Origin of the sequence: Pseudomonas nitroreducens NBRC 12694 (genome assembly GCF_002091755.1) — a bacterium.
Lineage (GTDB): Bacteria > Pseudomonadota > Gammaproteobacteria > Pseudomonadales > Pseudomonadaceae > Pseudomonas > Pseudomonas nitroreducens.
The window spans coordinates 1,175,838-1,189,356 of sequence record NZ_BDAI01000001.1 but is presented as its reverse complement, the minus strand read 5'-3'; the positions used below and the strand labels follow the sequence as shown (position 1 = coordinate 1,189,356).

13 protein-coding genes are annotated in these 13,519 nt (G+C 64.4%); 9 read left to right on the top strand and 4 right to left on the bottom strand.

Translation table 11 applies throughout. The features are described from left to right. The first annotated feature begins 120 nt into the window (after positions 1-120). The 4 genes from ccoM (at position 121) to PNI01S_RS05660 (ending at position 3,470) form a co-directional block, all read left to right on the top strand. Positions 121-231 (top strand): cytochrome c oxidase subunit CcoM, encoded by a 111-nt coding sequence (gene ccoM / locus PNI01S_RS28730; RefSeq protein WP_024764625.1) that lies wholly within the window; start codon positions 121-123, stop codon positions 229-231. A gap of 182 nt (positions 232-413) precedes the next feature. Beyond that, complete coding sequence (locus PNI01S_RS05670) at positions 414-2,402, top strand: FUSC family protein (RefSeq protein WP_024764624.1); 1,989 nt, start codon at positions 414-416, stop codon at positions 2,400-2,402. After that, positions 2,389-2,598, top strand: coding sequence for a DUF1656 domain-containing protein (locus PNI01S_RS05665; protein ID WP_037010214.1), 210 nt, complete (start codon positions 2,389-2,391; stop codon positions 2,596-2,598). The genes PNI01S_RS05670 and PNI01S_RS05665 overlap by 14 nt, the downstream gene beginning before the upstream one ends. A gap of 14 nt (positions 2,599-2,612) precedes the next feature. Continuing rightward, entirely contained in the window at positions 2,613-3,470 is an 858-nt protein-coding gene (locus PNI01S_RS05660; protein WP_024764622.1) for an efflux RND transporter periplasmic adaptor subunit, read from the top strand. Here the strand turns inward: PNI01S_RS05660 and PNI01S_RS05655 are convergent. The 3 genes from PNI01S_RS05655 to PNI01S_RS05645 all read right to left on the bottom strand — a co-directional run bounded on the left by PNI01S_RS05655 (position 3,451) and on the right by PNI01S_RS05645 (position 6,192). After that, positions 3,451-4,629 carry an MFS transporter gene (locus PNI01S_RS05655; protein ID WP_084357572.1) on the bottom strand — a complete coding sequence of 393 codons (1,179 nt, stop codon included), beginning with the start codon at positions 4,627-4,629 and terminating at the stop codon, positions 3,451-3,453. The genes PNI01S_RS05660 and PNI01S_RS05655 overlap by 20 nt on opposite strands. A 142-nt stretch (positions 4,630-4,771) precedes the next feature. Continuing rightward, a complete protein-coding gene (locus PNI01S_RS05650) occupies positions 4,772-5,242 on the bottom strand; it encodes a MaoC family dehydratase (protein ID WP_024764620.1) in 471 nt (156 codons plus the stop codon). Then, entirely contained in the window at positions 5,239-6,192 is a 954-nt protein-coding gene (locus PNI01S_RS05645) for an alpha/beta hydrolase (protein ID WP_084357571.1), read from the bottom strand. The genes PNI01S_RS05650 and PNI01S_RS05645 overlap by 4 nt, the downstream gene beginning before the upstream one ends. 306 nt (positions 6,193-6,498) lie before the next feature. Between PNI01S_RS05645 and fadD2 the strand changes: the two genes are divergently transcribed. Next, positions 6,499-8,187 (top strand): long-chain-fatty-acid--CoA ligase FadD2, encoded by a 1,689-nt coding sequence (gene fadD2, locus PNI01S_RS05640; protein ID WP_084357570.1) that lies wholly within the window; start codon positions 6,499-6,501, stop codon positions 8,185-8,187. A 79-nt stretch (positions 8,188-8,266) separates the two neighbouring features. Here the strand turns inward: fadD2 and PNI01S_RS05635 are convergent, their stop codons facing one another. After that, on the bottom strand, positions 8,267-8,515 hold the full coding sequence (locus tag PNI01S_RS05635) for an HP1242/YdcH family protein (RefSeq protein ID WP_024764617.1): 249 nt from the start codon (positions 8,513-8,515) through the stop codon (positions 8,267-8,269). Positions 8,516-9,024: 509 nt separating this feature from the next. Here PNI01S_RS05635 and fadD1 point away from each other — a divergent pair. The 4 genes from fadD1 to PNI01S_RS05615 all read left to right on the top strand — a co-directional run bounded on the left by fadD1 (position 9,025) and on the right by PNI01S_RS05615 (position 13,515). Further along, a complete protein-coding gene (fadD1, locus tag PNI01S_RS05630; RefSeq protein ID WP_024764616.1) occupies positions 9,025-10,710 on the top strand; it encodes a long-chain-fatty-acid--CoA ligase FadD1 in 1,686 nt (561 codons plus the stop codon). A gap of 39 nt (positions 10,711-10,749) precedes the next feature. Then, complete coding sequence (gene ctpM / locus PNI01S_RS28895) at positions 10,750-12,480, top strand: methyl-accepting chemotaxis protein CtpM (protein WP_500690486.1); 1,731 nt, start codon at positions 10,750-10,752, stop codon at positions 12,478-12,480. 286 nt (positions 12,481-12,766) lie between these two features. After that, positions 12,767-13,018: a GlsB/YeaQ/YmgE family stress response membrane protein gene (locus tag PNI01S_RS05620; protein WP_024764614.1), complete on the top strand. Its 252-nt coding sequence runs from the start codon at positions 12,767-12,769 to the stop codon at positions 13,016-13,018. 11 nt (positions 13,019-13,029) lie between these two features. Continuing rightward, a complete protein-coding gene (locus PNI01S_RS05615) occupies positions 13,030-13,515 on the top strand; it encodes a hypothetical protein (protein WP_024764613.1) in 486 nt (161 codons plus the stop codon). The last annotated feature ends 4 nt before the right edge of the window (positions 13,516-13,519 follow it).

The window sequence follows — 13,519 nt, the reverse complement described above, 5'->3', positions numbered from 1 at the left end:
GTGCTCCGGGCCTCCCCGGAAAGCGCCTTGTCGTCCATTGATCCAGGTCAATTTGCACCGCCAGGCCGCCGGTAATCTGCACACATCCCCAGACGATGTAGGCAACAGGAGGCCAGCATCATGTTCATCGACGAAGTGGTTCTCGCAGGCATCCTTACCGTCGGACTGATGGTTGTTTTCTTCGGCGGGGTTGGAATTTTCATCTGGAAGGACAGCCACAAGAAGAGCTGATCCTTACAGATTCACAGAGCACGCAAGGCACTTCGGGCGACTTAGGTCGCCCGTTTTTTTTGCCCTGACGAAAGTGGGGATGACATATTGTTAGCTTGCTAATAATATGATCAGCAACGATTCCATCATCCTCTTTGCCGGCTATCTTTAAGCGATAGACCCGGACCCTTTCGAGAGACCGCGTGCGACCTACGCTGCAGGCATTCCTCGCGCCGGATACGCTGGCGCTGAAATTCGCAATCAAGACCCTCCTGGCCGGTGGTCTGGCGCTCTGGTGCGCCTTCCGCTTTGACCTTGAGCAGCCGCAGTGGGCGCTGATGACCGTGTTCATCGTTTCCCAGCCGCTGTCGGGCATGGTGGTGGCCAAAGGGCTTTTCCGCCTGATCGGTACCGTGGTCGGTACCGTCATGTCGGTGGTGATGATCGCGCTATTCGCCCAGACGCCCTGGCTGTTCCTGCTGGCCATCTCGCTCTGGCTAGGGCTCTGCACGGCTGCGTCGACGAGCCTGCGCAACCACGTTTCCTACGCCTTCGTGTTATCGGGCTACACCGTGGCGATCATCGGCCTGCCGGCGATCAACCATCCGCTGGACGTGTTCGACCAGGCCGTGGCGCGCAGCACGGAAATCTGCCTGGGGATCCTCTGCGCCTCGGCCATCAGCGCCATCCTCTGGCCCCGTCGCGTCGAGGCCAACCTGGACAAGCAGGCCCAGTCCACCTGGCTTACCGGCATGCAGGCCGCGCGCAGCGAGATCGATGCCGACGCTCGGCAGATCAAGGGACTGCTGCAGGCGCTGGGCAAGATTGTCGAAGTCGACGTGCAGCGCGACCATGCCTGGTTCGAGGGCTATCGCGGACGCATGCGCTCACGCGCGCTGCGGATTCTTTCCCGTGACTTGCTTAGCCTGCTGCGCACCGCGCGCGGTGTAGCGCGCCAGCGCAGCGTGCTGGACGCGGAAGACCGTGCCCGCCTGCAGCCCTGGTTCGAGGAGCTGCGTGCCGCGCTGGAAAATCCCCAGGTCGATGTGATGCATGGGTTGCAGGAGCGCCTGCAGAAGGCCGGCACCGACGACAGCTATTCCAACGACCTGCGCTACTGCCTGACCCGTTGTGCCTTGTTGCTGCGCAAGGCGGTGGATTCGGAACGGACCATGCGTGCGGTAGCCGACGGTCGGGTGGACGATGTTGCCACCGGTACCCTGTCCTGGCACCGCGATGGGCTGATGGCGCTGTTCTACGGCCTGCGCAGTGCGCTGGCGTTACTCGGCATGTCGGCCTTCTGGATGGCCACGGCCTGGCCGGCGGCCACCGGCGGCATGCTGCTGGCGGCGGTGATCTGCAGCCTGTTCGCAAACCGCGACAATGCCGTCACCATCGGCCTGGGTTTCCTGCGAGGCATTCTCTACGCGATCCCGGCGGCTGCCGTCGTAAGTCAATGGCTGCTGCCGCAGTGGAACGGCTTCCCGCTGCTTTGCCTGGCACTGGGCGTGCCGCTGTTCTTCGCCTTGCTGGGCATGGCCACGCCAGCGCTGGCGGGCACGGCGACGTCCTTTTCGATCCACTTCATCACGCTCGTAGCGCCCAGCAACGTGATGAAGTACGACCTGGCCAACCTGCTTAATTCGGCCCAGGGCATCGTCATCGGCGTGGGCTTTGCGGTGCTGGTGTTCCGCTTGCTGACCTTGCCGGCGGACTGGCTCAACCGCCGGTTGATCCAGGCCACCTGCGAAGATCTCGGACGCCTGACTCGGCGGCCGCTGGCCGAAGCCGAGAACTGGTTTGGCGGGCGCATGGCCGACCGCCTGATCCGTCTGGCGCGGCACTACACTCTGTTGCCCAAGGAAGAGCAGCGGCGTTGGCAGGACGGCCTGTTCGCCCTTGACCTGGGCAATGAGCTGATCCACATGCGAGCCTGCCTCAACGGCGCCCAGGGGCAGTTGCGCAAGCGTCGTGATCAGTTCCTCGGTGCACTGGGCAGCGTGCTGGAAAAGGGCCCTGGTGCGGGCCGCGAGCCGCGCCTGGAAAGCCTGTGCCCGCCGCTGGAGGAAGCCCTCGCGCATGATCTGCAGGGTGACGACGAATCCAACCGCCTGGCCCGTGCCGCGCTGGCGCAATTACGCCATACCTGGCGCCAGTGGTGCCGTCTGGAGGACGCCAATGGGACTGCATGAGTTCGGCTGGGGTGGCGTGTTTCTGAGTCCGCTGTTCATTTACGCGGTGCTGGCCCTGGGCCTGACCGTGGTTTTGCGCCTGCTGCTGCAGGCCACCCCCTTCGGACGCTGGATCTGGCACGAGGCGCTGTTCGACTGCGCGTTGTTCGTGCTGATTCTCTGCGCCATTACCTGGGCGCTCAGCGCTGCGCCCTGAGAGGAGAAGTTTGTATGCGCGGAACCTTTCGCGTAGCGGTCACCGTCATCCTGGTCATTGCCGCTGTCATGGCCGGCACCTGGCTATGGCGCTACTACATGCTGTCGCCCTGGACCCGCGATGCGCGCGTGCGCGCCGATGTGGTGGTGATCGCCCCGGACGTATCCGGCTGGGTCACCGACCTCGCCGTGCAGGACAATCAGCAGGTCAAGGCCGGTGACCTGATCATGCGCATCGACCACGAGCGCTATGCCGCCAACCTGGAGCAGGCCAAGGCCGTCGCCGAGACGCGCCAGCAGCAATATCGACTGCGCCTGAGCGAAGCCTCGCGGCGCAACAAGCTGGGCATCGCCGCCATCAGTGCCGAGGACAAGGAGACCGCGCAGATCAACGCCGCCATTGCCAAGAGCGAGTTCGACGAGGCCCAGGCCCAGGTCCGGCTGGCGCAGCTCAACCTGACCCGCAGCGAAATGCGCGCCCCGCGCGACGGCCAGGTCACCAACCTGCGCCTGGCCCAGGGCAACTATGCCCAGGCTGGCCAGCCGGTGATGGCGCTGGTGGACCAGAAGTCCTTCTACGTCACCGCCTACTTCGAAGAAACCAAGCTGCCCGGCATCCGTGTCGGCCAGCCGGCGCAGGTGGTGTTGATGAGTGGCGACATCGCCATCGACGGCACGGTGGAAAGCATCAGCAGCGGCATCACCGACCGCAACGCGATCCCCGACAGCCAGTTGCTGGCCAACGTCGAGCCGACTTTCAACTGGGTGCGCCTGGCCCAGCGCATCCCGGTGCGCATCCGCCTGGGCACGGTACCCGAAGGCGTACACCTGAGCGCCGGGATGACCGCCAGCGTCACCGTGAAGGAGCGCTGAGCCCCAGCGCATGCGGTTCGCGCCCGAGCCAGCAGGAAAGTGCCGCGCACAGCACCGACGCGCTTACCAGGCTGACGCCGACCCAGGGCGTCCAGACGATGCCGGCCAGGCTGATCACCGCGCCGCCCAGCGCCGCGCCGAGGGCAACGCCCAGGTGCATGGCCGAGGTGTTCAGCGCCACGCCGGCGCTGCCGCTGGCGGGGTCGCTGGCGAGCAGGTAGCTCTGCACCGCTGGCGAAATCATCCAGCTGATGGTGCTCCAGACCATCAGCGCGCCGAGCAGCAGCCACGGATGTCCGAGGCTCAGCGGGATCGCCGTCATCGCCAGGGCGAACAGCACCGGCACCACGATCAGCGCGCGGCGCTGGCCGAGCCGGTCGCTCAGCCAGCCACCCAGATAACCGCCGCCGATGGCCGCCAGGCCGATCAGTAACAGGGTCAGCGCAATGCTCTGGCTGTCAGTGATCCCGGCGACCTGCTGGAACCAGGGCGTGATGTAGGCGAACAGGGTGAAGTGACCGCCCAACAGAAGAATCGACACCAGTTGTGCGAGATTCAGCGCCGGACTGCGCAACTGGCGCCTGTACGCTGCGCCATTGGCCGGGCTCTCCAGCGTGCGGCGGGGCAGGGCGAGCAGCAGCAGGGCGGCCAGTGGCAGCGAGTAAAGGGCGATGGCGGCGAAGATCCAGCGCCAGCCGAAACAGTCGTTGACCAGTACGCCGGCTGGTACGCCGAACACCAGCGAGCCGCTGATGCCCATGAAGATCAGGCCAATGGCGCGCCCGCGCTGGCCCGGCGGCGCCAGCTCCACCGCCAGCAGGCTGGCCTGCATGATCAGCAACCCACAGCACGCGGCCATGCCGATGCGCATCAGCAGCAGTGAGGCGTAGTCGGGACTCAGCGCGGCGCCAGCATTGAACGCGGCAAACACCAGCAGGGTGATGAACAGCAGCCGCCGGCAATCGGCGCCACGGGTCAGCCAGCCGAGCAACGGCGCGGCGATGGCGAAACTCAGGGAAAACAGGCTGGTGAGCTGGCCGGCGAGGCTGAGCGAGACATTCAGGTCGTCGGCGAGAGAGGGCAGGATGCCGGTGAGGATGGCCTCGGCGAGGCCGGCGGCGAAGGTGCAAAGGGACAGCAATAGCAGTCGAAGGTCCATGGCGGCTCCGATTCCCGGTGAGGGGTTTCGGGCACGAAGCCTTCGGTTATCCCGGATGGATGTGAGGTGACGGGGGCAGGGTAGTCGAGGGGAAAACTGTATACAAGTTTCCGGGGCCGGATGGCCGGCCCCGGAATTTGCATCAGCCGATGGTGATCGGCGGCAGGGCGGGCAGTTCGATGTCGAGTTTCTCGGTCGGCGCCATCACTTCGGCCTCGCCTTTCACCACGGCCTTGCCGTCCTGGTTGAGCACCACGGTGCCGATGCGCACGCGGTTCTTCGGCAGCTTTTCCAGCACTTCCAGTTCCACCGTCAGTTCGTCACCGAGCTTCACCGGGCGGGTGAAGGTCAGGTTCTGGCCGAGGTAGATGGTGCCCGGGCCGGGCAGGGTGGTGGCGATTGCCGCGCTGATCAGCGCGCCGGTGAGCATGCCGTGGGCGATGCGCTCCTTGAACTGGGTGGTGGCGGCGTAGTCGGCGTCCAGGTGCACCGGGTTGCGGTCGCCGGAGACCTCGGCGAACAGCTGGATGTCGCGTTCGCCGACGCTGCGCTTGAAGTTGGCCTTCTGGCCGACTTCGAGTTCTTCATAGGGGACGTTCTGCACGGAAGTCATAGGGGCTCCTCGGATTTCTCGACCTGCGGGACCGGGCACTGCACGCCCAGCCAGTCGATCAGGTTGTGGATGACCTCGTCGCGGTTGCTCTCGTTGAACAACTCGTGGCGAGCGTCGGGATAAATCTTCAGTTGGACGTCACGAACCCCGGCGCGGGTCATCGCCTGGGCGAGATCGCGCAGGCGCTTGCCCTGGCTGACCGGGTCGCGTTCGCCGCCGATCACCAGCACGGGCAGGTCGTTGCGGATGCGCGAGAGATGTTCCACCGGCGTTATATCCGCCAGGCCGCCGAGCAGGTCCACCCACAGTTGGTTGCTGCAGCGGAAGCCGCAGAGCGGGTCGGCGACATACTTGTCGACTTCGACGGGGTCGCGGCTGAGCCAGTCGAAGGCTGTACGGTTTGGCTTGAAGGCCTTGTTGAACGAGCCGAAGGACAGCAAGTCGATCAGCGCGCTTTGCCCCAGCGGGCCCTGGCGCCAGCGTTCGAAGCGGGCGATGGCGCGAGCGCTTTTGTACAGCGCGACCGGCTGGTAATTGGAGCCGGACAGCACCGCCGCATTCACACTGGCGCTGTGTTGCAGCAGGTAGGCGCTGCCAATGTAGCTGCCCATGCTATGGCCGAGCAGGATGATCGGCAGGTCAGGGTGTTCCTCGCGCACATGCTGGTTGAGCGTGTGCAGGTCGCCGATCACCTTGCCCCAGCCGCCGCGGTCGGCGTAATGGCCCAGCTCGCCGTTCTCGGCGGTGCGGCCGTGGCCGCGCTGGTCGATGGCATAGAGGTGATAGCCGGCGGCGTTCAGCGCCAGGGCCAGGCGCTCGTAGCGGCCGGCATGCTCGGCCATGCCATGGGACAGCATCAGGGCCCCGCGGGACGGGCCTTCCGGCGCCCAGTGGCGGGTATAGAGCGGTGTCTCGTCGCTGGCAGCGAGCCAGTAGGCGGCGTAGGGCATGGGGTCCATCCTGGTTCTTGTTCGTCGATTCTTATTGGAATGGGGCCATGGAGCGGGCCAGACGGGGCGATTCTGCCACGCCGGGACATCTTCTGTATGGATTGCGGATAGCTCCCGGCCATTGTCGTGCAAGTCCCGTCCCAGGCGGCCGCCGGCTCTATCCCGCGCTGAGCGGGGATGGTGGAGCAAGATTCACGCAGTCTATGACGCCGCCTGGAGTCTTTGCGATGACCAAAGGAACTGCTAGCTTCCGTCGAATGACCGCAATGACGGTTCGGTTTCGCTCAGGTACGAGGACAAGAATAAATGCAACCTGATTTCTGGAACGACAAACGCCCGGCCGGCGTGCCCAGCGACATTGACCTGACCGCCTACAAGTCGGTGGTGGAAGTCTTCGAACGCTCCTGCAAGAAGTTCGCCGACCGCCCGGCCTTCAGCAACATGGGCGTGACCCTGACCTACGCCGAGCTGGATCGCCTGTCCGCCGCCTTCGGCGCGTACCTGCAGAAGCACACCGACCTCAAGCCCGGCGACCGTATCGCCGTGCAGATGCCGAACATCCTGCAATACCCCATCGCCGTGTTCGGCGCCCTGCGCGCCGGCCTCATCGTGGTCAACACCAACCCGCTCTACACCGCCCGCGAGATGCGCCACCAGTTCAAGGATTCCGGCGCCCGCGCGCTGGTCTACGTGAACCTGTTCGGCAAGCTGGTGCAGGAAGTGCTGCCCGACACCAGCATCGAGTACCTGATCGAAGCGCAGATGGGCGACCTGCAGCCGGCGCTCAAGGGCCTGCTGGTCAACACCGTGGTCAAGCACGTGAAGAAGATGGTGCCGGAGTACAACCTGCCCCAGGCCGTTTCCTTCAAGGCAGCGCTGCGTCAGGGCCGCAGCCATGGGCTGCAGCCGGTCAAGGTCGGTCTGGAAGACATCGCGGTGCTGCAGTACACCGGCGGCACCACCGGCGTGGCCAAGGGCGCCATGCTCACCCACGGCAACCTGGTGGCGAACATGCAGCAGGTGCATGCCTGTCTGCAGCAATACGGGCCGGACGGCAAGCCGCTGATGCAGGTCGGCAACGAGGTGATGATCGCGCCGCTGCCGCTGTATCACATCTATGCCTTCACCGCGAACTGCATGTGCATGATGGTCAATGGCAACCACAACGTGCTGATCACCAATCCGCGCGATATCCCCGGCTTCATCAAGGAACTGAAGAAGTGGCGCTTCTCCGCGCTGCTGGGTCTGAACACCCTGTTCGTCGCCCTGATGGACCGCCCCGAATTCAAGGAGCTGGACTTCTCCAACCTGAAGGTCACCAACTCCGGCGGCACCGCGCTGGTCACCGCCACCGCCGAGCGCTGGAAAGCCATGACCGGCTGCACCGTGGTCGAAGGCTACGGCCTCACCGAGACGTCCCCGGTGGTCAGCACCAACCCCTACGGCGACCAGGCGCGCCTCGGCACAGTCGGCATCCCGGTGCCGGGCACCGCGCTGAAGGTGATCGACGACGACGGCAACGACGTCGGCCTGGGCGAGCGTGGTGAGCTGTGCGTGAAGGGCCCGCAGGTAATGAAGGGTTACTGGCAGCGCGAAGAAGCCACCGCCGAGGTGCTGGACGCCGACGGCTGGCTGCGCACCGGCGACATCGCGGTGATCGACCCGGACGGCTTCACCCGCATCGTCGACCGCAAGAAGGACCTGATCATCGTCTCCGGCTTCAACGTCTACCCCAACGAGATCGAGGACGTGGTCATGGCCCACCCGAAAGTCGCCAACTGCGCGGCCGTCGGCGTGCCGGACGAGAAATCCGGCGAGGCGGTGAAGCTGTTCGTCGTCGCCCGCGAAGGCGGCGTGACCGTCGAGGAACTCAAGGCCTACTGCAAGGAAAACTTCACCGGCTACAAGGTGCCCAAGCACATCGTGCTCAAGGACGCTCTGCCGATGACGCCGGTGGGCAAGATCCTGCGCCGCGAGCTGCGCGAAACCGCCTGAGGCGAGCGTGAATGAAAAGGGGGGGCTGATCCTGAATCAGCCCCCCCCTTTTTTATGGCGTATTGTCGACGCGAGTGGGTCAACCACCACAGCCGCCGCTGCCGCACTGGCAGCAGCCGTCTTTCTTGCGCAGGATCTCGTAGAGATCGTCCTTGAGCTGCAGCTTCTGCTTCTTCAGTGTCTCTATGGTGTCATGGCTGGCGGGAGTGATCCCCGCTTCCATGTTCTTGATCTGCTGGTCGAGGTCGTTGTGGCTGTGGAAGAGCTTGGCGAAATGCGGGTCTTCGGTTTTCAGACGGGTAATCTTTTCGCGGAATTCGGGAAACATGAGGGTTCTCCAGGAGAGTGCATAAGCACTGTGCGGGAACCTTAATGGTCCGGTGTTGAGGTAGATCATTGAAGGCAGCGTACCCGGGCGCGCCGCCTGAGACGCTGTTCACAGCAGCCGCCGGCGGCGAATCGCTTCAACCGCTTGAGCCATGCGAAACCGGCCTATCCGAAACTGCGATTTCAACCTTCCGAGCGGGACCTGGCCTGAACACCGGTCCCCGTTCTTTTTTCCGGTTTCATTTCCCTGAAACTCACTTTGTCAGACAATCCAACAAGGCTGCGAGCCTTCTGGGACGGGCTTTTCCGACGAATGGGAGATTGGTGACCGGAAAGCCTGTCTTCGGTCATTTTTCTTACGGACAAGGCTGTGTTTGGTGCTGGTCGCTGTTTCCCAAAGCTGATAATCTCGGCCCGCTTTTCGCTCCCCGAGCCGGGGGAAAGCGACATAAACACAACAAAGAACCGCGAACGCGGTAAAGATGAGCTGTTGCTTAGGAGTGGGCTTCCATGACCGACAATTTCTGGAAGGACAAATACCCAGTGGGGATCGCTGCCGAGATCAACGCTGACCAGTACCCGAACATCCTCGCGGTACTCAAAGAATCCTGCCAACGTTTTGCAGACAAGCCTGCCTTCAGCAACCTGGGCAAGACCCTGACCTACGGCGAGATGTACAAGCTCTCCGGGGACTTCGCCGCCTACCTGCAGCAACACACCGACCTCAAGCCCGGCGACCGCATCGCCGTGCAACTGCCCAACGTGCTCCAGTATCCGATCGTGGTCTTCGGCGCCATGCGCGCGGGCCTTATCGTGGTCAACACCAACCCGCTGTATACCGCGCGGGAAATGGAGCACCAGTTCAACGACTCGGGCGCCAAGGCGCTGGTGTGCCTGGCGAACATGGCTCACCTGGCCGAGGAAGTGCTGCCCAAGACCGGCATCCGCAACGTCATCGTCACCGAAGTGGGTGACATGCTGCCGCCGCTCAAGCGCTTCATCGTCAACTTCGTGGTCCGCAACATCAAGAAGATGGTGCCGGCCTACAGCATCCCCAACGCGCAGAAGCTCATCGACGTCCTGGCCAAGGGCCGCGGCAAGGCGGTGGCGGAAGTCTCGCCCAAGGGCGACGATGTAGCGGTGCTGCAGTACACCGGCGGCACCACCGGCGTGGCCAAGGGCGCGATGCTGACCCATCGCAACCTGGTCGCCAACATGCTGCAGTGCAAGGCACTGATGGGCGCCAACCTCAATGAAGGTTGCGAGATCCTCATCACGCCGCTGCCGCTGTATCACATCTACGCCTTCACCTTCCATTGCATGGCGATGATGCTCACCGGCAACCACAATATTCTGGTGACCAACCCGCGCGACCTGGCCAGCATGGTCAAGGAGCTGTCGCAGTGGAAGTTCACCGGCTTCGTCGGCCTGAACACCCTGTTCGTCGGCCTGTGCAACAACGAAGGCTTCCGCAAGCTGGACTTCTCCGCACTGAAGCTGACCCTCTCCGGCGGCATGGCCCTGCAGCAGGCTGCTGCCGAGCGCTGGAAGGACGTCACCGGCTGCGCCATCTGCGAAGGCTACGGCATGACCGAGACCAGCCCGGTGGTGTCGGTGAACCCGTTCCAGAACATCCAGATCGGCACCATCGGCATCCCGGTTCCGTCGACCCTCTGCAAGGTCATCAGCGATGACGGCCAGGACCTGCCACTGGGCGAGCGTGGCGAGCTGTGCGTCAAGGGCCCGCAGGTGATGAAGGGCTACTGGCAGCGCCAGGAAGCCACCGACGAGATCCTCGACAAGGATGGCTGGCTGCGTACCGGCGACATCGCGATCATCCAGGAAGACGGCTACATGCGTATCGTCGACCGCAAGAAGGACATGATCCTGGTGTCGGGCTTCAACGTGTACCCCAACGAGCTGGAAGACGTGCTCGCCACCCTGCCGGGCGTGCTGCAGTGCGCCGCGATCGGTATCCCGGACGAGAAGTCCGGCGAGGCGATCAAGGTCTTCGTGGTGTCCAAGCCGGGCGTCACCCTGACCAAGGAGCAAGTCATGCAGCACATGCACGACAACCTCACCGGTTACAAGCGTCCCAAGTCCGTGGAATTCCGCGACAGCCTGCCGACCACCAACGTTGGCAAGATCCTGCGCCGCGAATTGCGCGACGAAGAGCTCAAGAAAATCAGAGCCTGAGCCGATAGATAAGAAACCCGCCGCAAGGCGGGTTTTTTGATGGGGCAAGGAAGCCATGTCCCCTATCCGCCTGAGGTGAACGCCTTGAACACTGCCCTTCGTTTGCGCGCCAAGGTCCTGCTCCTGGCCATCGTGCCGATCCTCCTCCTCACCCTGCTGCTGTGCGCGATTTCCACCGTTGCCTTGAAGCAACTGGCGACCCAGCAGGAAGCGCAGATCCGCGAGAACCTTACCCAGGACCGCGAAGCCCAGCTGAAGAACTTCGTCGACGTGGCACTGGCCGCCGTCGGGCCTGTCTACCAGGCCGCTGCTCAGGGCGATGCCGCGGCGCGCGAACAGGGCATCGCCATCCTCAAGCGCCTCGAATACGGCAAGGGCGGCTACTTCTGGGGCTACGACACCCGCTCCATCCGCGTCTTCCAGGGCACCAGCGACGAACGCCTGGGCGAAGACTTCAGCGGCTATCGCGATCCCAACGGCGTCTACGCCATCCGCGAACTGGTGGCGGCGGGGCAGAGCGGCCAGCACTACGTGCGCTACAGCTTCACCCTGCCGGGCGGCAATGCCATCGTGCCGAAGATCGGCTACGCGCATTACCTGCCCAAGTGGAACCTGGTGTTCGGTACCTCCCTCAACCTCGACGACGTCGAGCGCGAAGTGAAGGAGGCCGGTGCCGCTTTCGATGCCAAGATCGACAACCTGCTGCTGCTCATGGGTGGCGGGGCGCTGGCGCTGCTGGTGGTGATCGGCCTGCTCGCCGGGCTGTTCAGCCGCGCCATCGTGCAGCCTATCGTGCAGGTCCGCGATAACCTCGACGACATGGCTGCCGGTGACGGCAACCTGACCCATCGCCTGAACCTGGGCCGCCATGACGAGCTGGGTGAACTGGCCGGCTCGTTCAACCGTTTCGTCGAGAAGATTCACGTACTGGTGCAGCAGGTCGCCGGCACCACGAACCAGCTGTCGGGTCTGGTGGGCGATGTGGCCCAGCAGGCGCAGCGCTCCGAACGCGCGATGGACGGGCAGCGCCACGAGACTGACCAGGTCGCCACCGCCATCAACGAAATGACCGCCGCTGCGCAGGAAGTGGCGCGCAGCGCACAACAGGCCGCCGACGCAGCGCAACAGACCGATCGCGAAGGCCAGGCCGCCAAGCGCGAAGTGGACCTGTGCGTCTCGCAGATCAACGACCTGGTGGGCGAGGTGCGCAGCAGCAGCGACTCCCTCGACACCCTGCGGCAGGACGTGCAGGGCATCGTCGGTGTGCTGGAAGTGATCCGTTCCATCGCCGAGCAGACCAACCTGCTGGCGCTCAACGCTGCCATCGAAGCGGCCCGCGCCGGCGAGGCCGGGCGTGGTTTCGCCGTGGTCGCCGACGAAGTCCGTGCCCTGGCCAGCCGCACCCAGCAGAGCACCGGGGAAATCCAGCAGATGATCGACCGCCTGCGCGGTACCACGGAAGGCTCGGTCAGTGCCATGCAGCGCGCCAGCGACATGGCCGAGCGCACCCGTGGCCAGGCCAACCAGGCCGGCCAGTCGCTGGACGCCATCGCCCAGCTGATCGGCACCATCAACTCGATGAACGCGCAGATCGCCAGCGCCGCCGAGGAGCAGACCGCGGTGGCCGAGGAGATCAACCGCAGCGTGCACCAGATCGCCGGCGGCGTGGAGAGCGTGGCGGACGACGCAGCCAAGGGCGCGCGCACGGCGACCGAGCTGAACGGCCTGGGCGAGCGCCTGCGCCAGCTCGTGGGGCAGTTCCGCATCTGAGCGGAGCCGCGCGCTGGCGGCATTGCATTGCTAGGGAATCGCAAGCGCCCATGGATGGGAGCTTGCGCTCCGATTCGGGGACGCCAGGCCAGTGGCGTATTCAACGGCGGTCCGAACAACCGGCTCCTTAGCCGATGGCACGTCTGCCCCCCAGATCGTTCACCGGCGCCTCCGCGCTGGAGACAGTCAACATTCCCCGCGGTACTTTCGGAAATCACCGATACCTCCATGGCAGCGCTGCTCGTAGCCTCGGCCGACGTTCCCACTGTCACGGAGTTCTAGCGCCATGCACCTCATCTGGACAATCTGTATCGGCTTCGTTGCGGGGCTTGTTGCGCGGTGGCTGGCACCCGGGAACAACTCCCTGGGCTTCTTCATCACCGCTGCCCTGGGTATTGCCGGCGCGCTGCTGGCGACCTTCGCGGGCCAGGCCTTGCACTTCTACCAACCCGACGAGTCCACGGGCTTCATTGGCGCGGTGATCGGCGCCGTAGCCCTGCTCGTCCTCTACCACCTGCTGTTCGCCAAAAAGAGCTGAGGAAATTCGCCATGAGTCTGATGGATTCGTTGTTGCAGCAAGTGGTCGGTGCCGTCGGTGGCAATCTGGACGAGCACCTTGAAAATGCGCCCACCGGCGCACTGGGGCAGAGCCTCACCGCCATGTTCCATTCCGATCAGACGCCGCCTTTCGCCAACACGGTGAGCCAGTTGTTCGGCCAGTCCAGCGATGTGCAGCGTGCGGGCATGCTGAATCAGTTGCTGGCCGCCGCTGGCCCGGCACTGCTCGCCCAGATGATGAGCGGCGGCCTGGGCAAGGTGCTGCAGCCGGGCGCGACGCAGCTGACGCCGGAACAGGCCGGACAGTTGAGCGCGTCGGAGGTGGAGGTGATGGCCGCCCAGGCGGAAAAGGCCAACCCCGGCGTAGTCGAAAGCATCGGCCACTTCTATGCCCAGCATCCCACGCTGATCAAGACCCTCGGCGGCGCGGCACTGGCCATTGCCCTGGCCAAGCTGCGCGAGCACCAGCAGGCCTGACTCC

Bases quoted from the DNA above. Each gene is read 5' to 3' on its own strand.
- PNI01S_RS05650 (WP_024764620.1), bottom strand. From the start codon at position 5,242: ATGACTTCCGTGCAGAACGTCCCCTATGAAGAACTCGAAGTCGGCCAG.
- fadD2 (WP_084357570.1), top strand. From the start codon at position 6,499: ATGCAACCTGATTTCTGGAACGACAAACGCCCGGCCGGCGTGCCCAGC.
- PNI01S_RS05660 (WP_024764622.1), top strand. From the start codon at position 2,613: ATGCGCGGAACCTTTCGCGTAGCGGTCACCGTCATCCTGGTCATTGCC.
- PNI01S_RS05655 (WP_084357572.1), bottom strand. From the start codon at position 4,629: ATGGACCTTCGACTGCTATTGCTGTCCCTTTGCACCTTCGCCGCCGGC.
- fadD1 (WP_024764616.1), top strand. From the start codon at position 9,025: ATGACCGACAATTTCTGGAAGGACAAATACCCAGTGGGGATCGCTGCC.
- PNI01S_RS05635 (WP_024764617.1), bottom strand. From the start codon at position 8,515: ATGTTTCCCGAATTCCGCGAAAAGATTACCCGTCTGAAAACCGAAGAC.
- PNI01S_RS05615 (WP_024764613.1), top strand. From the start codon at position 13,030: ATGAGTCTGATGGATTCGTTGTTGCAGCAAGTGGTCGGTGCCGTCGGT.
- PNI01S_RS05620 (WP_024764614.1), top strand. From the start codon at position 12,767: ATGCACCTCATCTGGACAATCTGTATCGGCTTCGTTGCGGGGCTTGTT.
- ccoM (WP_024764625.1), top strand. From the start codon at position 121: ATGTTCATCGACGAAGTGGTTCTCGCAGGCATCCTTACCGTCGGACTG.
- PNI01S_RS05665 (WP_037010214.1), top strand. From the start codon at position 2,389: ATGGGACTGCATGAGTTCGGCTGGGGTGGCGTGTTTCTGAGTCCGCTG.
- PNI01S_RS05645 (WP_084357571.1), bottom strand. From the start codon at position 6,192: ATGCCCTACGCCGCCTACTGGCTCGCTGCCAGCGACGAGACACCGCTC.
- ctpM (WP_500690486.1), top strand. From the start codon at position 10,750: ATGGGGCAAGGAAGCCATGTCCCCTATCCGCCTGAGGTGAACGCCTTG.